Source organism: Pseudomonas sp. Ga0074129 (genome assembly GCA_001465025.1).
Lineage (GTDB): Bacteria > Pseudomonadota > Gammaproteobacteria > Pseudomonadales > Pseudomonadaceae > Aquipseudomonas.
The window spans coordinates 1-17,675 of the sequence record LNDO01000077.1 but is presented as its reverse complement, the minus strand read 5'-3'; the positions used below and the strand labels follow the sequence as shown (position 1 = coordinate 17,675).

15 protein-coding genes are annotated in these 17,675 nt (G+C 59.2%); 10 read left to right on the top strand and 5 right to left on the bottom strand.

Annotation, left to right across the window (positions count from 1 at the left end; all coding sequences use genetic code 11):
- Window positions 1-183 precede the first annotated feature (183 nt).
- The 7 genes from accD to AUK77_RS09690 all read left to right on the top strand — a co-directional run bounded on the left by accD (window position 184) and on the right by AUK77_RS09690 (window position 7,523).
- Window positions 184-1,068 carry an acetyl-CoA carboxylase, carboxyltransferase subunit beta gene (gene accD, locus AUK77_RS09720; protein ID WP_296128864.1) on the top strand — a complete coding sequence of 295 codons (885 nt, stop codon included), beginning with the start codon at window positions 184-186 and terminating at the stop codon, window positions 1,066-1,068.
- A complete protein-coding gene (folC, locus tag AUK77_RS09715; RefSeq protein WP_296128861.1) occupies window positions 1,065-2,372 on the top strand; it encodes a bifunctional tetrahydrofolate synthase/dihydrofolate synthase in 1,308 nt (435 codons plus the stop codon). Before accD ends, folC begins: the two co-directional genes overlap by 4 nt.
- Window positions 2,356-2,958 carry an SPOR domain-containing protein gene (locus AUK77_RS09710; protein ID WP_296128856.1) on the top strand — a complete coding sequence of 201 codons (603 nt, stop codon included), beginning with the start codon at window positions 2,356-2,358 and terminating at the stop codon, window positions 2,956-2,958. The genes folC and AUK77_RS09710 overlap by 17 nt, the downstream gene beginning before the upstream one ends.
- Before the next feature lie 133 nt (window positions 2,959-3,091).
- A complete protein-coding gene (locus tag AUK77_RS09705) occupies window positions 3,092-3,637 on the top strand; it encodes a CvpA family protein (protein ID WP_296128853.1) in 546 nt (181 codons plus the stop codon).
- Window positions 3,638-3,691: 54 nt separating this feature from the next.
- Complete coding sequence (gene purF / locus AUK77_RS09700; RefSeq protein WP_296128927.1) at window positions 3,692-5,200, top strand: amidophosphoribosyltransferase; 1,509 nt, start codon at window positions 3,692-3,694, stop codon at window positions 5,198-5,200.
- Window positions 5,201-5,295: 95 nt separating this feature from the next.
- Window positions 5,296-6,507, top strand: coding sequence for an O-succinylhomoserine sulfhydrylase (locus AUK77_RS09695; protein ID WP_296128848.1), 1,212 nt, complete (start codon window positions 5,296-5,298; stop codon window positions 6,505-6,507).
- 242 nt (window positions 6,508-6,749) lie between these two features.
- Window positions 6,750-7,523, top strand: a complete 774-nt coding sequence (locus AUK77_RS09690) for a spermidine synthase (protein ID WP_296128846.1) — start codon at window positions 6,750-6,752, stop codon at window positions 7,521-7,523.
- 114 nt (window positions 7,524-7,637) lie between these two features.
- Here the strand turns inward: AUK77_RS09690 and AUK77_RS09685 are convergent, their stop codons facing one another.
- Window positions 7,638-8,429, bottom strand: a complete 792-nt coding sequence (locus tag AUK77_RS09685; protein WP_296128842.1) for a crotonase/enoyl-CoA hydratase family protein — start codon at window positions 8,427-8,429, stop codon at window positions 7,638-7,640.
- 318 nt (window positions 8,430-8,747) lie between these two features.
- On the opposite strand from AUK77_RS09685, the gene AUK77_RS09680 reads away from it, so the two are divergent.
- Window positions 8,748-10,472, top strand: coding sequence for a DEAD/DEAH box helicase (locus tag AUK77_RS09680; RefSeq protein WP_296128839.1), 1,725 nt, complete (start codon window positions 8,748-8,750; stop codon window positions 10,470-10,472).
- A gap of 135 nt (window positions 10,473-10,607) precedes the next feature.
- On the opposite strand, the gene AUK77_RS09675 is transcribed toward AUK77_RS09680, so the two are convergent.
- Genes AUK77_RS09675 through AUK77_RS09660 form a run of 4 tightly spaced genes read right to left on the bottom strand, consistent with a single transcriptional unit; the run spans window position 10,608 to window position 15,237 of the window.
- A complete protein-coding gene (locus tag AUK77_RS09675; protein WP_296128837.1) occupies window positions 10,608-11,012 on the bottom strand; it encodes an META domain-containing protein in 405 nt (134 codons plus the stop codon).
- The gene (locus AUK77_RS09670) at window positions 11,009-11,446 is read right to left on the bottom strand and encodes a hypothetical protein (RefSeq protein ID WP_296128834.1); all 438 of its coding nucleotides are present in this window, start codon (window positions 11,444-11,446) and stop codon (window positions 11,009-11,011) included. The genes AUK77_RS09675 and AUK77_RS09670 overlap by 4 nt, the downstream gene beginning before the upstream one ends.
- Before the next feature lie 27 nt (window positions 11,447-11,473).
- Entirely contained in the window at window positions 11,474-12,469 is a 996-nt protein-coding gene (locus tag AUK77_RS09665; RefSeq protein WP_296128832.1) for a 2-hydroxyacid dehydrogenase, read from the bottom strand.
- A gap of 17 nt (window positions 12,470-12,486) precedes the next feature.
- Window positions 12,487-15,237 carry an ATP-binding protein gene (locus AUK77_RS09660; RefSeq protein ID WP_296128830.1) on the bottom strand — a complete coding sequence of 917 codons (2,751 nt, stop codon included), beginning with the start codon at window positions 15,235-15,237 and terminating at the stop codon, window positions 12,487-12,489.
- 116 nt (window positions 15,238-15,353) lie between these two features.
- Between AUK77_RS09660 and AUK77_RS09655 the strand changes: the two genes are divergently transcribed.
- Window positions 15,354-16,064, top strand: coding sequence for a response regulator transcription factor (locus AUK77_RS09655; protein ID WP_296128827.1), 711 nt, complete (start codon window positions 15,354-15,356; stop codon window positions 16,062-16,064).
- Between the two features lie 47 nt (window positions 16,065-16,111).
- A complete protein-coding gene (locus AUK77_RS09650) occupies window positions 16,112-17,410 on the top strand; it encodes a sensor histidine kinase (protein ID WP_296128924.1) in 1,299 nt (432 codons plus the stop codon).
- Window positions 17,411-17,675: the final 265 nt, after the last annotated feature.

Here is a 17,675-nt window from a genome sequence, read left to right as displayed (position 1 = left end):
GGCTGTGCCGTCCATACCCCTGCTGCAGGTTGTATTGACGTTGCACGCAGTTGGGTCGGTGGCGGCTTTGCAAAGTGTTCAGGTGCCGGCCCCTTAATACCGCTGCTTTTATGAATTTTCCCGCAAAGGCTTGGTCGCATTCAGTGCCGCCAGCGCGGTCAATCGCTTTGGAGAGTCAAGAGCATGAGCAACTGGTTGGTAGATAAACTGATCCCATCGATCATGCGTTCCGAGGTCAAAAAGAGTTCGGTGCCTGAAGGCCTGTGGCACAAATGCCCATCGTGCGACGCCGTGTTGTACAAGCCTGAGCTGGAAAAGACCTTGGATGTTTGCCCCAAGTGCAATCACCACATGCGCATCGATGCGCGCGCGCGCTTGGATATTTTCCTCGATGCCGAAGGCCGTGAAGAGCTGGGCGCTGACCTTGAACCGGTCGATCGTCTAAAGTTTCGCGACAGCAAAAAGTACAAAGATCGCCTGGCTGGCGCGCAAAAGCAGACGGGCGAAAAAGATGCCCTGGTTGCTATCCGTGGCACGCTGGAAGGCATGCCTGTGGTCACATGTGCCTTTGAGTTCTCGTTTATGGGTGGCTCCATGGGTGCCATCGTCGGCGAGCGCTTTGTGCGTGCCGCCAACGCGGCGCTGGAGCAGCGCTGCCCGCTGGTATGTTTCTCCGCTTCCGGTGGTGCGCGCATGCAGGAAGCGCTTATCTCCCTGATGCAGATGGCCAAGACTTCAGCGGTGCTCGCGCGTCTGCGTGAAGAAGGTATTCCGTTTATTTCCGTTCTGACCGACCCTGTGTATGGCGGCGTATCGGCCAGTTTGGCGATGCTCGGCGACATTATTGTGGCCGAACCCAAAGCGCTGATCGGTTTCGCCGGCCCGCGTGTGATTGAGCAGACTGTGCGTGAGAAGCTGCCTGAAGGCTTCCAGCGCAGTGAGTTCCTGCTTGAGCACGGCGCTATCGACATGATCATTCACCGAGCTGAGTTGCGTCCGCGCCTGGCGCGTCTGTTGGCTCAATTGATGGGTCTTCCATCGCCCGTGGTTGAGCCGGCCGCTGCATGACCGCGCGTTCCCTTGCCGATTGGCTGAGTTATCTGGAGCAACTGCATCCCAGCGCCATTGATATGGGGTTGGAGCGCTCGCGTGAGGTTTTGCAGCGGCTGGATTTAGGTCAGATCGCTCCACGGATCATCACGGTCACCGGCACCAACGGCAAGGGTTCAACCTGTGCATTCGTGGCGTCTCTGCTACAGGCTCAGGGGCTCAAAGTGGGTGTCTACAGTTCACCGCATCTGCTGCGTTACAACGAGCGTGTGCAGATTGAGGCGGTTGAAGCCACTGATGCCATGCTCTGCGAGGCTTTCGCGGTGGTTGAAGCGGCGCGCGGTGCAACCTCGCTGACGTACTTTGAGATGGGCACGCTGGCTGCTTTTTGGCTCTTTCAACAGGCCAATCTGGATGCTTTAGTGCTTGAGGTTGGTCTGGGTGGTCGGCTGGATGCGGTGAATCTGTTGGACGCCGATATTGCCGTGGTCACCAGCATTGGTATTGATCATGCCGATTGGCTTGGAAATAGCCGCGAGTCGGTTTCTTTTGAAAAAGCCGGCATCTTCCGCGCCGACAAACCCGCCCTGTGCGGTGATCTTGACCCGCCTCAGCCGCTGCTGGATCAGGTGGCGCGACTGGATACGCCATTCTTCTTGCGTGGACGCGACTTCAACCTGATTGTTGAAGGGCAAACATGGTCCTGGAACGGGCTTAACGAGCGCGGCGAAGTGTTAACGCTGGAGCAGTTGCCGTTGCTGGATCTGCCCATGGAGAACGCCGCGTTGGCTTTGCAGGTCTATGCCATTATGCAGCTGCCTTGGCAGCCTGAAGTTATCCGTGAGGCGCTGCTGCGCACGCGTGTAACCGGTCGCCTTGATCGACGGGCGTTCAACTGGCAGGGTAAGTCACTCACGCTGCTGCTGGATGTTGGGCATAATCCCCATGCTGCTGAGTACCTGGCGCAACGCCTGAACAGTCGGCCCGCGGCAGGTAAGCGTCTGGCTGTGTTTGGGTTGTTGGCAGACAAAGATCTGGCCGGTGTTGTCGCACCGTTGTTGAGTGAGATTCACCTTTGGGCGGTGACCACGTTGCCTACCAGTCGCAGTCGTGAGGGTGCAGAGTTGCAGGTGTATTTGCAGAGCGTCGGGGCGAATGCGACGGTGCATGCGGATGTCCCGGCAGCAATCGAGGCGCTATGTGTGCAGGCTTCGTCGGGTGATGAAGTGCTGTTGTTTGGATCTTTCTTTTGCGTGGCCGAGGCCCTGGATTGGCTGGCCCGTCAAGCCAATGGGAGCGTGCAGGATGGCATTGCTGGATAGTGGGCTAAAGCAGCGCATAGTCGGTGCATTGGTGTTGTTGGCGCTGGCGGTGATTTTCCTGCCCATGCTGTTATCGCGTGAAGATGAATTGCGTCATGTGCAGGTCGATGCGCCGCAGATGCCTGCAGCGCCGAGCATGCCAGTGGTTGAGTTGGAGCCGGTTGTCGTGCCTGAGCCACAGACGCTGGTTGATGAGCCGCTGGTCGATACTCCCGTGCCTAATCCTGCCCCTGTTTCAGCCCCAGTTGCCGCTGCTGCAACGACGTCCGTCGCCCCGGCTGTGACTCCTCCCGAGCCAAAGCCTTTAGTTGAAGCGCCTGTCGCGAACAAACTCGACGCCAATAGCTTGCCGATTAGCTGGTCGGTGCAACTCGCCAGCCTGTCCAGTCGCGAGGGAGCTCAAGCCTTGCAGAAAACCCTGCGCAGCCAAGGTTACAACGCTTACACCCGTACCTTTGACGGTATGAATCGAGTGTTTGTCGGGCCTTTAATCGAGCGTGCGGAGGCCAATCGCGTGCGAGATCAGCTCAATCGCCAGCACAAACTGAATGGTTTTGTGGTTCGCTTCCAGCCTGAAACTAATTAGTCGTACCGCGTGCTTTGCCGTATTGGCGCTTAGACCTGTGCGGCAAGCAATTCCCCTTGGGTTAAATCCTTTGCTTACCCCTTGGCGGGGGCTCTGCTAAAATGCCGCGCCTTTCCCGTCGGTAATCTGCATCGTGGCATTCACCTGGGTTGATTGGGCGATTATCGCCATAGTGGCTGTTTCAAGTTTGATCAGTCTGAGCCGAGGCTTCGTCAAGGAAGCCCTGTCGTTGCTCACCTGGATCATTGCAGGCGTAGTGGCCTGGATGTTTGGCGGTGCGCTGTCACAGCATCTGGTCCCTTATATCGACATGCCTTCGGCGCGGGTTATCGCCGGTTGTGCCATTTTGTTTGTGCTGACACTCATGGTGGGTGCGCTGGTCAATTATCTGATCAGTGAGCTGATTCGGGTCACGGGTTTGTCCGGTACAGACCGTTTCCTCGGTATGGTTTTCGGTGCTGCGCGCGGCGGTTTGCTGGTCGTGGTGCTGGTGGGGTTGATCAGCCTGGCACCGGTTGAACAGGACAGCTGGTGGCAACAATCAACGCTCGTACCTCATTTTTTGCTGGTGGCGGACTGGTCGAAGAATTTGATTCTAGGCTTGTCCAGCCAATGGCTGGCCAGCGGTGTAACGGCGCCGGTGGAGCTACCGTTTAAAGAGGCGCTGCTGCAGCCTTAACGGTTGCGCGTGCATTCAGAGTTTTCGTGTTTCATTGAGTAGGGGTTGCGTCACATGTGCGGCATTGTCGGCATCGTCGGTAAATCGAACGTTAATCAGGCGCTGTATGACGCGCTTACCGTTCTTCAGCATCGCGGCCAGGACGCTGCCGGTATTGTCACCAGCCACGATGGCCGTCTGTTCCTGCGCAAGGATAACGGCCTGGTGCGTGACGTCTTCCAACAGCGCCACATGCAGCGCCTGGTCGGCCACATGGGCATTGGCCACGTGCGTTACCCGACGGCTGGCAGCTCCAGCTCGGCCGAAGCGCAGCCGTTCTACGTCAACTCGCCGTACGGCATCACCCTGGCGCACAACGGCAATCTGACCAATGTTGAACAACTGGCCAAGGAGATTTACGAATCTGACCTGCGCCACGTCAACACCAATTCCGACTCGGAAGTACTGCTTAACGTGTTCGCGCACGAGCTGGCGCAACGCGGCAAACTGCAGCCCACCGAAGAAGACGTGTTCGCCGCTGTGACCGACGTGCACGAGCGCTGCCTGGGTGGCTACGCGGTGGTGGCGATGATCACCGGCTACGGCATTGTCGGTTTCCGCGACCCTAACGGCATTCGCCCGATTGTCTTCGGCCAGCGTCACACCGATGAAGGCGTCGAATACATGATCGCCTCGGAAAGCGTGTCGCTCGACGTGCTTGGCTTTACCTTGATCCGTGACCTGGCACCGGGCGAAGCGGTGTACATCACCGAGGAAGGCAAGCTGTTTACCCGTCAGTGCGCGGCGAACCCGAAGTACGCGCCGTGCATCTTCGAACACGTCTACCTGGCGCGTCCGGATTCGATCATGGACGGCATCTCGGTGTACAAGGCGCGTCTGCGCATGGGCGAGAAGCTGGCCGATAAAATTCTGCGTGAGCGTCCGCAGCATGACATCGACGTGGTCATCCCGATTCCGGATACCAGCCGCACCGCTGCGCTGGAGTTGGCCAACCACTTGGGTGTGAAGTTCCGCGAAGGCTTCGTGAAAAACCGTTACATCGGCCGCACCTTCATCATGCCCGGTCAGGCCGCACGCAAAAAATCCGTGCGCCAGAAGCTCAATGCCATCGAACTGGAGTTTCGTGGCAAGAACGTGATGCTGGTGGATGACTCCATCGTGCGCGGCACCACCTGTAAGCAGATCATCCAGATGGCCCGCGAAGCCGGGGCGAAGAACGTTTACTTCTGCTCGGCAGCGCCAGCGGTGCGTTACCCGAACGTGTACGGCATCGACATGCCTAGCGCCCACGAGTTGATTGCGCACGGTCGCACCACTGAAGAAGTTTGCGAGCTGATCGGTGCTGACTGGCTGATCTATCAGGATCTGCCAGACCTGATCGAGGCCGTCAGCGGCAGCAAGAAGATCAAGATCGACAATTTCGACTGCGCGGTATTCGACGGCAAGTACGTCACCGGTGACGTTGACGAGGCTTATCTGAACAAGATTGAGCAGGCGCGCAACGATGTTTCGAAGGTCAAGTCGCAGGCGGTCAGCGCGATTATCGACCTGTACAACAACTAAGCCATTAGTTCTTGGCGGTCGGCCCGGATGTATGCGGGCCCGTTTGCAATCTTTAGCCCGGAGCCTATCCGGGCTTTTGCTGTGAAGAGGTAGGTATGAGTCAGGAATGGCAAGCGGGACGTCTGGACAGCGATCTTGAAGGCGTCGGCTTCGACACCTTGGCGGTGCGCGCCGGTCAGCATCGCTCCCCCGAGGGCGAGCACAGCGAGGCGATTTATCCGACGTCCAGCTACGTGTTCCGTTCTGCGGCCGATGCGGCTGCGCGCTTTGCTGGCGAAGTGCCGGGCAATGTTTACTCGCGCTATACCAACCCGACCGTACGTGCCTTTGAAGAGCGTATCGCCGCGCTGGAAGGGGCCGAGCAAGCCGTGGCGACCTCGTCTGGCATGTCGGCGATTCTGGCTATTGTCATGAGCCTGTGCAGTGCGGGTGACCATGTGCTGGTGTCGCGCAGCGTATTCGGCTCGACCATCAGCCTGTTCGAGAAGTACCTCAAGCGCTTTGGTGTGCAGGTTGATTATGTGCCGTTGGCGGATCTCGACGGCTGGGCGGCTGCCTTCAAGCCCAACACCAAGTTGCTGTTTGTCGAGTCTCCGTCCAACCCGCTGGCCGAGTTGGTGGACATCGCCGCGCTGGCCGACATCGCCCATCGCAACGGCGCGTTGCTGGCGGTGGACAACTGCTTTTGCACCCCGGCCTTGCAGCAGCCGATCAAGCTCGGTGCGGATGTGGTGATGCATTCGGCCACCAAGTACATCGACGGCCAAGGCCGCAGCATGGGTGGGGTGGTGGCGGGCTCGGCCAAGTTGATGGCCGATGTGGTGGGTTTTCTGCGCACCGCCGGGCCGACGCTGAGCCCCTTCAATGCCTGGATCTTCCTCAAAGGCCTGGAAACCCTGCGCATCCGTATGCAGGCCCATTGCGCCAGTGCGCTGCACTTGGCGCAGTGGCTGGAGCAGCAGCCCGGTATTGAGCACGTGTATTACGCCGGTTTACCCAGCCACCCTCAGCATGAACTGGCCAAGCGTCAGCAGAGCGCCTTCGGTGCTGTGGTCAGCTTTGAGGTGGCGGGCGGTAAAGAAGCTGCCTGGCGTTTTATCGATGCCACGCGGGTGATTTCCATCACCACCAACCTGGGTGATACGAAAACCACCATCGCACATCCGGCGACCACTTCGCATGGCCGTTTGACTCCGGCCGAGCGTGCCAATGCCGGTATTCGCGACAACCTGATCCGCGTTGCTGTGGGTCTGGAAGACTTGGTCGACCTTAAGGCCGATCTGGCACGCGGTCTGGCAGCGCTCTAATACAGGCCCCAGAAAAGGCCCAAAGTCAGTCTGCTGACTCACGTCATCTTATGCGGGGGGGCGGCACCGATGATGGCGTGCATGGCAAACCTCGATCGTTGTTTTTATTGTTTTAACCATCCGCGCAGGGCAGGTGGCTTGATAAGGCAAATTATTGCGTGACCGGGGGGCGTTGGCTCAATGACAATTAGCGCCTTTCCTGCGGCCGGAATGGTCGCAGATGTCACGGTGGAGTGTGCGGGATGCCAGGTTTACCCCCGGTTGGTCAGATGCCTGACCCGGTCTTGATCGCTGAAGTGCATGACGCCTTTGGCGTAATTCAGGTGGTCGAGATGGGGGCCTACCGTTTTCTTGAATTCGGTGAGGCGATTGAGCAGAGCTGCGTGTACATGCCTGACCCCAGCTGGCTGGAGTACGACTACACCCGCGCCATGCTGCTCGGTGCGCTGTGCCATGAACAGCCGGAGAGCGCGCTGTTTCTGGGGTTGGGTGCGGGCAACCTGACGCAGGCCTGCCTGAAGTTCCTGCCGCTGGACGATGTGGAAGTGATCGAACTGCGTCCCGATGTGCCGCGCCTTGCTATGGAACACATGGGCCTGACCGACGATCCGCGCCTGACCATCCGCATTGGCGATGCCATGCAACTGCTGGACAGCGCCGAGAAAACCGACCTGCTGTTTGTTGACCTGTATACCGACCACGGGCCGGCCACCGGGCATCTGGCCTGGCGCTTTCTGGAAGACTGCCAGAAGCAGCTTAATCCCGGCGGTTGGTTGATTATTAATCAGTGGGCCGGCAATGACGGCAAGCCACTCGGCGCGCCACTGCTGCGCGGCCTTTACCACCGGCATTACTGGGAATGCCCGGTGAAAGAGGGCAACGTGGTGTTATTGATCCCCGCTGATGTGGATCAAGAGATTGATTTTGCTGAGCTGCGCCGCCGCAATGCGCTGCTGGCGCCGCAGTTCGGTTATTCGCTGGAATCGTTGATTAACGCGTTGCGTCCGGCGACCTGAGCTCGTCGTCGGTTTTCTTATGGTGCGGGGCGAGAAACACCGTGCTCCTATTTGCTCGATTTAGCTGCGCTCTACGCCAACTGGCTGTGCCAGTGTGGCGTAGAGCGAGCGGGCTTATCGACCTTTGAAGTCACCCGGCCGGCGTTCAAGCATGGCCTTTACACCTTCCTGCGCATCTTCACTGGCCATCAGCCGTGTGACGGTTTTATGCAGGCTGGCGGCCGCAGCATTCGGGCCTTCCACCACCGCCTGGCGTGCGGAGGCCAAGGTGGCTTGCACGCCAAGCGGAGCTTGCGCGGCAATACGCTCGGCTAGCCACAGCGCTTTAGGCATTAATTCTTCGCTGGCCACCACCTCTTGCACCAGCCCCAAGCGGTAGGCTTCATGGGCATCGAACTCATCCCCGGTGAGCAGCCAGCGCATGGCATTACCCCAGCCCGCCGTCTGATGCATACGCAGGGTGGCTCCGCCAAAGGGGAAGATGCCGCGCTGCACTTCCATCTGCGCAAAGCGGGTGTTGCTGGAGCACAGGTTGATGTCTGAGGCGAGCATCAGCTCGATGCCGATGGTGTAGCAGTAGCCTTGCGCAGCAACGATCACCGGCTTGCTCACGCGCGGCCCGCCAAAAACGCCCCAGGGGTCGCAGCCTGTTTCGGGTATTTTCCAACCGGCGGCAAACTGAGCCGCCACGTTGGCCAGGTCCAGCCCTGCGGTGAAGTGCTCGCCGTGGGCAAACACCAGCGCCACCCGCGCCTCATCGTCACGTTCGAACTCGCCATAAGCCAGGCACATGTCATCCAGCATGGGCATGTCGAAGGCGTTGCGCTTACTCGCGCGATCGAGGCCGATCAACATGATGGCACCGCGTTTTTCACGGCTGACGCGGCCGTTACTGCTTTGGCTCATGGGGCTGACTCCTATGGGTTGGGCTGTGAAGCGCTTTGAGCAGGCTATCAGAGGATGGCTGTATGGCGAGGTATACGCGCTATTAATGATCTATTTGTGGAAAAGTCGGCACATCAGCCAGGTTTTCCGGTATAGTGCGCGCCGGTCAATTCTTGGCCACGTTCAGGTAGTACAGCTCGCCCGAAGGTTAACTTTGGCAGTTAGTCCCTTTTGCGGACTATCCTTGACGATTCATTTATCACACGTTTTCGCAAATCCCCGCTGACATGGCTGCCAGGGTGACCTCCGGGTCTTACACGGCATGCGTAGCTTTGGAATATGGGTCTTTGCGGATGCACTAGAGGCAGACCCATGACCCAGGAAATCGGCGGCTTCGCCGCTCTCGATCTACACCCCAATGTTCTCGCTGCTGTAATCGCTACTGGCTATGAAGAGCCTTCGGCTATTCAGATTCAAGCGATTCCAGTCATCCTCGCTGGCCACGACATGATCGGCCAGGCGCAGACCGGCACCGGTAAAACCGCAGCCTTTGCTTTACCAATCCTCAGCCGTATCGACCCGGCCAAGCGTCAGCCACAAGCGCTGATCCTGGCACCGACGCGTGAACTGGCGTTGCAGGTTGCCACTGCGTTTGAAACCTACGCCAAGCAAATGCCGGGCGTCAGTGTTATTGCCGTTTACGGCGGTGCGCCGATGGGCCCACAGCTCAAGGCCATCCGCAATGGCGCACAAATTGTTGTGGCTACCCCAGGTCGTCTGGTTGACCATCTGCGTCGCGACGAGAAAGTGCTGTCGACTATTCAGCACCTGGTCCTCGACGAAGCGGACGAAATGCTCAAGCTGGGCTTTATGGATGACCTCGAAGTCATCTTCAAGGCCATGCCGGAAAGCCGTCAGAGCGTGTTGTTCTCCGCCACGCTGCCGCACTCAATCCGTGCCATCGCAGAAAAACACCTGCGTGATCCTAAGCACGTCAAAATCGAAACCAAAACCCAGACCGTAACTGCTATTGAACAGGTGCATCTGATGGTTCACGCCGACCAGAAGCACGCCGCTGTCCTGCGTCTGCTGGAAGTCGAAGAGTTCGACGCGCTGATCGGTTTCGTGCGTACCAAGCAAGCTACCCTGGACCTGGCCGCCGCGCTGGAAGCCAAGGGCTACAAGGCTGCCGCATTGAACGGCGACATCGCGCAGAACCAGCGTGAGCGCGTCATCGATTCGCTGAAAGATGGCCGCCTGGACATCGTGATCGCCACTGACGTTGCCGCTCGCGGCCTTGACGTACCGCGCATCACCCACGTGATGAACGTGGACATGCCTTACGATCCGGAATCCTACGTTCACCGTATCGGCCGTACCGGTCGTGCTGGTCGTACCGGTCGTGCGCTGCTGCTGGTAACGCCACGTGAGCGTCGCATGCTGCAGGTGATCGAGCGTGTAACCGGGCAGAAAGTCGGTGAAGTGAAGCTGCCGGACGCCCAGCAAGTACTGGACGCACGCATCAAGAAGTTGACCAACAGCTTGGCACCGCTGGTGGCCGATGCTGAAGCCAGCCATGGTGATCTGCTTGATCGCTTGACGGCCGACATCGGTTGCAGCCCACGTGCTTTGGCTGCCGCTCTGCTGCGCAAGGCCACCAATGGCCAAGCCCTGACCCTGGCTGAAGTCCAGCGTGATCAGCCGCTGGTTCCGGGTAGCGGCAGCAGCGCTCCGCGTGAACGCAGCGAGCGCAGTGACCGTGGCGGTGATCGTCCTGAGCGCGAAGGCGGCCGTGAGCGTCGTGCTCCAGTACCGTTGAGTGAAGGCAAAGCGCGTTGCCGTACCGCCTTGGGCGCTCGCGACGGTATCGCCGCGAAGAACCTGCTGGGTGCAATCCTCAATGAAGGCGGCCTGGTCCGTGAAGATATCGGTCGCATCCAGGTGCGCGAGAGCTTCAGCCTGGTCGAGTTGCCGGAAGAAGGTCTTGATCGCCTGTTGGGCAAGCTGAAAGACACCCGTGTGGGTGGCAAGCCGCTCAAGCTGCGTCGTTATCGCGAAGATTAATATCGCGCCGGTTCGCCTGAGGAGGCATAACACGGGTTAACCGAGTTTGTCTCCCGCAGGCCAGCCCAATAAAAAATCCGCTGTCAGGACACTGGCAGCGGATTTTTTATTGGGCGTTCGGTGATGACGTGGACGTTACGGCGTTTCGTGCCACAGGCGCAGCGGTTTGTCTTCGGCCGGCCACAAACGCAGTTGTTCGATGGCGGAGAAGTCCCAGCGCTGGACTTGGCCGAGGCTGCTGAGGAAGCGTTGTTCTTGCTCCATCAGCGCGGGCGCACAGAGTTTGCGCGTACTGCCGGGTGTGCTGAAGGTCAGTGTTTTTCCGTCCAGCGTGTAATCGGCGAACCAGTGGTTACAGCCGGCGTTACCGTAGGCACGGCCGTCTTGACCGAAAATTATGGTCAGGTTGCTGCGGTCGATCAGCGGGCGCTCGCCAATCCATTCCACCCGGTAGGTGTGCTCTGTTTCCAGTTGCGCTTCAGGCGTGGCGCAGCCCATCAAGCCTGCAGCGAGCAGGCCGATCGTCAGTACGCGTTTCATGCAGCCTCCTTGTTGATGCACGCGGGGCACAGGTGCTTGGCGTTTTTCGGCCAACCGAGTTCCTTGATACGCGCCTCGGCAGCCGGCGCCTGGGCTTTTTTGCCGAGGCTGGCATCAACGGCAAACTCGAAATTCAGTTGCGCATTGCAGCTGTCACAGTTGGCCTGCCAGTTGAAAATCGCCAATTCCTTGAAGGCCGGCCCGGTGGCTACAGCTACCCACTGGCCACGCGGGTTGATCAGGTGGCGGACTTTGTCAGCCTGCAGGCGCATGGACAGCTCGCGGCTGCCTTTCAGCGTTACCAGTAAGGTGTCTCCGCTTTGGATCGAGCCGCCATTGCCGGTGACCTGATAACGGCCCGGTGCCAATGCGCGGCATTCAATCAGGGTGTGCTCGGGGTTGAGCAGGTTGTAGCGAAAGTCGTGTTCAGCCATGAATCCTCCAAATAGATGCAAATGCTATCACGCGCTCGGAAGCAGCTGATTGATGGGTTTACCGGCCAGCCAGGCGGTTATGTTGTCGCGGGTGGTGTTGGCAATGGCCGCCAGGGCTTCGTGGGTGAGAAAAGCCTGGTGCGCGGTGATCAGCACATTGGGGAAGCTTAGCAAGCGCGCCAGCACATCATCCTGCAGCGGTTGCTCTGAGCAATCCTCGAAGAACAGGTCGGCTTCTTCTTCATACACATCCAGGCCCAGGTAGCCCAGTTGGCCGCTTTTCAGTGCGCCAATCAGGGCTGGGGTGTCGATCAGTGCGCCGCGTCCGGTGTTGATCAGCATGACGCCGCGTTTTATCTGCTGCAGGCGCGCGGCGTTGATCAAATGGTGGGTGGCAGCGTTCAGTGGGCAATGCAGGCTGATGATGTCGCTGCGTTGCAGCACCTCATCCAGACTCACCTGCTGCGCGCCCAGCTGATTTAACTGCGCCACTGGCAAAGGGTCATTGATCAGCAGGTGGCAGCCAAAACCGGCCATGATGCGAGCGAACGTCAGGCCGATTTGCCCCGCACCGATAATGCCGACAGTTTTGCCGTGCAGATCAAAACCGGTGAGCCCGCGTAGGCTGAAATCCCCCTCGCGGGTGCGGTTAAACGCGCGGTGCGTGCGGCGGTTTAGGGTCATGATCAAGGCCAGCGCATGTTCGGCGACGGCGTGCGGTGAATAGGCGGGTACCCGTACCACGGTTAAGCCAAGGCGCTGCGCGGCGTGCAGATCAACGTGGTTGTAACCGGCCGAGCGCAGGGCAATCAGCCGGGTTCCGCCTGCTGCCAGTTGCTGCAGCACCGTGGCACTGAGGTCGTCGTTGATAAACGCGCACACCACCTCATACCCCGCCGCCAGGCCGGCGGTATCCGCGCGCAGGTGAGCGTCCTGAAAGTTCAGCTGCCAGTCTTGAGGCAGTGCGGCGGCGTTGAAGCTCTGCTGGTCGTAGGGTTTGCTGCTGAATAGAACAACGCGCATGGGCATCCTCTGAATTTTTAGGCGCTGGTCAGCGCATAGTCGGCCAGTCGCTCAATGGCCGCATCCAGTTCGTCCAGGGCTTGTTGGGCGGCTGGGTCGTTCTGTTTGAGCAGGGTTTCGCTGCGTTGGCAGGCGGCGCGTAGTTGCGGTACGCCACAGTAACGGGTGGCGCCGTGCAGGCGATGCACGCGTTCGATCAGGCTGTTGCGCTCAGCGCTTTCGCGGGCCTGGCGAATGGCCTGGCGGTCGCCGGGCAGGCCGGCCAGGAGCATGTTCAACATGTCGGCGGCGAGATCAGCTTTACCGGCGGCCAGGCGCAGGCCTTCTTCGTTATCCAGTACGCTGAGGCTAGGTTTGGCGCTGCTGCTGAGGCTGTGTTCGCTTGGCTGATTGCGCAACGCCAGGCCGGTCCATTTCAGCACCACCTGGGCCAACTGGCGTTCGCTGATCGGCTTGGTCAGGTAATCGTCCAGGCCGCTTTGCAACAGCGCGCGTTTCTCGTTGGCCAAGGCGTGGGCCGTGAGGGCGACAATCGGCACCGGGTTTAGCTCTTGGGTGTTCTCGTGCTGACGTATTGCTTGCGTGGCTTGGCGGCCGTCCATGCCCGGCATTTGCACGTCCATAAAGATCAGGTCGTAGAGGTGTTTGGCCGCTTTTTCCACGGCTTCAAAGCCGCTGCTGGCCACCGTCACTTGCGCGCCCATGTCTTCAAGCAGGGTTTGCACCAGCAACAGGTTGGCCGGGTTGTCGTCTACGCAGAGGATGACCGGCGCACGGCTAGGCGGCTGGTGGGTGACTTCAGCTGGGCTATGCAGCGGGCTGATAAGCTCGGCCAGGCCGCGTTGCAGCTTGCGCGTGCAAGGGGGCTTGGCTTGTAGTTGGCTGTAGGCGTCCGGCAGCAGTGTTTGGTACAGCGCATGCTCGGTGGTGGGGCATAGCAGCAGCGGTTTGCAGCCCAGGTGTTCGAGGTCACGCAGGTACACTTCCAGGCGCTCGGGCGGCAGGGTTTGGGTGCTGACGCCGAGCACCGCCAGTTCAATTGGTTGGGCGCTATGCCGGGCGTCGGTGACGGCATTGAGCAGGCTGTCGAGGTTTTCGAAACTGCTGACGATCAGGCCGCAGTCTTCAAGCTGGTGTTGCAGGGCTTGGCGGGCCAAATCGTGGTGTTCCAGGGCCGCCACACGGCGGCCAAGCAGCGGCGGCCGCGGTAGGTCTTCGGCGTCGTCGCGGGCTTTGGGCAGGTTGAGGGTGATCCAGAATTCCGAGCCCTGCTCAGGTGTGCTGTCGACGCCAATTTCACCGCCCATCTGTTCGATCAAGCGTTTGGAAATCACCAGCCCCAGGCCCGTGCCGCCAGCCTGGCGACTGAGTGAGTTGTCAGCCTGGCTGAACGCCTGGAACAGTTCGCGCAGGTCGTCATCAGACAGGCCGATGCCGGTGTCCTGCACGCTGATGCGCAGTTGTGCCTGGTCTGCACTTTCATCCTCCAGCATGGCGCGGATGACAATGGTGCCGGAACGGGTGAATTTGATGGCATTGCTCACCAGATTGGTCAGCACCTGTTTCAGGCGCAGCGGGTCGCCAATCAGCGACAGCGGCGTGTCGCGATAAACCAGGCTGAGCAACTCCAGCTGTTTAACATGAGCGGCGGGGGCGAGGATGGTCAGGGTGTCTTGCAGCACATCGCGCAGGTTGAACGGAATGTTTTCCAGTACCAGCTTGCCGGCTTCAATTTTCGAGAAGTCGAGAATCTCGTTGATGATCGCCAGCAGGCTGTCGGCGGATTTTTCGATGGTGCCCAGGTAGTCTTGCTGGCGCGGGGTGAGTTCGCTTTTTTGCAGTAACTTGGTGAAGCCAAGAATGCCATTGAGCGGCGTGCGGATTTCATGGCTCATGTTGGCGAGAAATTCCGACTTGATGCGGCTGGCTTCCAGCGCTTCTTTGCGCGCCAGGTCCAGTTCAATGTTCTGGATTTCGATGGTTTCCAGGTTTTGCCGCACGTCTTCGGTGGCTTGATCCACGCTGTGTTGCAGCTCTTCCTGGGCATTTTGCAGGGACTCGGCCATGCGGTTGATGCCCGAGGCCAACTCGTCCAGTTCATGGCTGCCCAGCGGCGGCAGGCGTGTTTGCAGATGGCCGTCTTTAAGCTGGGCGACGCTGTGTTTGATTTGCCGCAACGGCTCGTTGATGGTGCGGCTCATGCGCACCGCCAGCAGAGCGGTGACCATCAAACCGGTGACAATCAGCAGCAGGCTGGCCAGCAGGCTGCGGTAACCGCTGAGCAAGGTGCTGTGGTGCGACAGCTCCAACTCCACCCAACCGAGCAATTGGCTACCGGGTTTATCGGTGGCTTGGCCGGTAAGGCTTAAGTGCTGTTCGTAGACAGGCAAAAGAAAGCGCGTGGCATCTGGGTTGCTGCTTTGTGCGGGTTGCTGTTGGCTTACGCTCGGCAGACTGTTGAGCATGCTGGGGCCGGCATGCGCCAGGGGACTGCGTTCGCTCGCCAGAAAGCTCACGGCGCGCACATCGGGTTGCTCCAAGGCTTGATTGGCAATGCGTTGCAGTACATCACGGTCGCCGCTATTGAGCGCAGGTGCTGCCAACGGGGCGAGTTGCTCGATAATCATCTCCCCGCGTTGCACCAACTGCCCTTGCAGGCCCGAGAGCTGCACCCAAGTGAAATAACCACCCAATACCAACGCCAGCAAGCTGGTGGGCAGCAGGGTGAGCATTAGCACACGGCCTTTGATGCCTAAATCCTTTATCACGCGACGCCTCCTGGGGGAATGTTCGGCAGTGTAGCGATTCAATCGGCGAGAATCTTTAGGTGAGTGTCGCTTCTATAGTGGGTAGAATTGTTCTCATTTGAGAAGGCGTCTTTATCGTGCTCAGCGCTCACGTGCCCAGTGCCCGAATACTTGTGGTGGAAGACGATCCGTTACTGGCCAGTCATGTGCAACAGCAACTGTGTGCGGTCGGCTATCAGGTCTGCTTGTGTCAGGACGGCAATGAAGGCCTACAGCAGGCGTCTACGGGTGATTTTGATCTGGTCTTGCTCGATATTCTGTTGCCCGGCATCACGGGTTTGCAGGCGCTGCAGCGCTTGCGCGAGCGGCGAAGTGTGCCGGTTATTCTGATGTCGGCCTTGGGCGGCGAACAGGACCGGATTGCCGGGTTTAGTCAGGGTGCCGACGATTATTTGCCCAAGCCCTTCAGCATGGATGAAGTGAAGGTGCGCGTGGCTGCTGTGTTGCGCCGTGTGGCCTATGAGCGGCGCGAGTTGCAGCAGGTTGAGCTGGACCCGCAGTTGCAACTTGATGAGGCACGCATGGATGTGTCGCTCCAGAGGCAATGGGCAGAGTTGACGCAAACCGAGTTTCGTCTGTTGGAGCTGTTTTTGCGCCATCCGCAGGCGGTGATGAGCAAAGCCTTTCTTTATCAGCAGGTGTTGCGCCGCGCCTATTCACGGCATGACCGCAGCTTGGACATGCATGTCAGCCACCTACGGCGCAAATTGCAGGCATTGGGCTACAGCGCCGGGCGGTTGGAAACGGTGTGGGGCAAAGGCTATGTCTTCACCCGTGAGGAGGAGTGAGCGTGCCGGGGCGTCATTCACTGTATTGGCGGCTGGCACTGCTGGTCATGGCGTTTTGTCTGCTGATCATCTGGCTCAGTTGGTCTTGGGGTGGGCGCATCGAGTTTCGCGGTTACCTGCTCAGTAGCGCGGCGCAACAGCAGTTGCGTGATTATGCCGCTCAGGCCGAGCAAGCCTGGCGCACTGGCGGTGCCGAGGGTGTGGCGCAATGGCAACAGCACATGCAAGAACGGGAGCCTGTGTGGCTAAAGGTGGTAGGGCGTGATTTGCGCGCGCTGGGCACGCAGGCCTTGAGTCTGCAAGACAGCGAGCGTTTGACCGCGATGCGCCGTATCGACTGGCCGATGAGCAAGCGCAGTAGAGGCTTGCCAGTGATTGCCGTGCCGTTCCCACTCGAACCGCTCAGCGGTCAATTGGCGATGCAACTGCCTGCGCGCTTTATGCCTGAGGGTTTTACCTGGCACGCCCAGTTGCTGGTGCATGGCCTGCTACCTTGCGCGCTGGCATTGCTGCTCTGTGCAGTGCTTTATCGTCTGCTGATTACCCCACTGCAGCACCTGCGCGAACAAGCTAATGCCTTGCGTGATGAGAAACTGAGCGTGCGCACGGCCAGCCAAATCAGCGCGCGTCGCGACGAGTTGGGCGAACTGGGTCGCGCTTTCGATCACATGGCGGAACGTTTGCAGGGCATGTTGAACGTGCAACGCCAATTGTTGTGCGATCTGTCCCACGAGTTGCGCACGCCCCTTAGCCGATTGCGCGTGGCCTGTGAAAGTGGCCTTGAGGCTGAGCCATTGCGTCAGCGTCTGGAGCGTGAAATCGGCTGCATGCAGCAATTGGTGGATGACACTTTAGAGCTGATCTGGCTGGGCAACGAGCGTCCGCAACCGCCACTTGAACCTATCAGCCTGCCGTCACTCTGGGCGTTGTTGGCCGAAGATGCCTGCTTTGAAAGTGCCTGGCCGCAGGCTCAATTGCGTTGCCTGCTGCCGGATGACTGCTGCGTTCATGGGCATCTCAATGCCTTGGCTCAGGCGCTGGAAAATGGCTTGCGCAACGCCATTCGGCATTCCCCACCTGACGGCGTGATCCGTCTGGATGGCCGCCGTGAACAGGGTGACTGGCTGTTCTGGTTGGAGGATCAGGGCGGCGGTGTGGCTCCCGACCAACTGCAGCAGATGTTTTTGCCTTTTACCCGACTCACCACCGCCCGACCCGGTGGCGATGGTTTTGGTTTGGGCCTGGCGATTGCCCGTGGTGCTATGCAGATGCAGGGCGGGATAATGTGGGCTGAGAACACCGGCGAAGGGCTGCGCCTGAGTTTTCGCTTGAAGGCGGCTGCTTAATCGACTGATCCCTGAGCCCGTCTGTTTATCACGGTTTTTCGTTACCGACTTGGGACTTTGGTTCTGTTGCTTGAGCTACTCTGTTTTGGCAAGTCAACCGACCCTTAAATAAGGCGATTAGCTCGTAATGACTAAGGATGGTCTGAAGTAGTTGTGTATTTCTGGCTGACTTCAGCTCTTGCCGATTTTAAAAGCGGCGATTCGACCAAAACCGATCAAGTCATCCGTTTATTTCTGAGTTTCTAGCCCCCGCGAGCACCTCGCA

Coding starts and splice junctions, on each gene's coding strand:
- AUK77_RS09665 (WP_296128832.1), bottom strand. CDS start 12,469: ATGCGCGTTGTTCTATTCAGCAGCAAACCCTACGACCAGCAGAGCTTC.
- AUK77_RS09710 (WP_296128856.1), top strand. CDS start 2,356: ATGGCATTGCTGGATAGTGGGCTAAAGCAGCGCATAGTCGGTGCATTG.
- AUK77_RS09690 (WP_296128846.1), top strand. CDS start 6,750: ATGCCAGGTTTACCCCCGGTTGGTCAGATGCCTGACCCGGTCTTGATC.
- AUK77_RS09685 (WP_296128842.1), bottom strand. CDS start 8,429: ATGAGCCAAAGCAGTAACGGCCGCGTCAGCCGTGAAAAACGCGGTGCC.
- folC (WP_296128861.1), top strand. CDS start 1,065: ATGACCGCGCGTTCCCTTGCCGATTGGCTGAGTTATCTGGAGCAACTG.
- AUK77_RS09675 (WP_296128837.1), bottom strand. CDS start 11,012: ATGAAACGCGTACTGACGATCGGCCTGCTCGCTGCAGGCTTGATGGGC.
- AUK77_RS09680 (WP_296128839.1), top strand. CDS start 8,748: ATGGGTCTTTGCGGATGCACTAGAGGCAGACCCATGACCCAGGAAATC.
- purF (WP_296128927.1), top strand. CDS start 3,692: ATGTGCGGCATTGTCGGCATCGTCGGTAAATCGAACGTTAATCAGGCG.
- AUK77_RS09650 (WP_296128924.1), top strand. CDS start 16,112: ATGGCGTTTTGTCTGCTGATCATCTGGCTCAGTTGGTCTTGGGGTGGG.
- AUK77_RS09695 (WP_296128848.1), top strand. CDS start 5,296: ATGAGTCAGGAATGGCAAGCGGGACGTCTGGACAGCGATCTTGAAGGC.
- AUK77_RS09670 (WP_296128834.1), bottom strand. CDS start 11,446: ATGGCTGAACACGACTTTCGCTACAACCTGCTCAACCCCGAGCACACC.
- accD (WP_296128864.1), top strand. CDS start 184: ATGAGCAACTGGTTGGTAGATAAACTGATCCCATCGATCATGCGTTCC.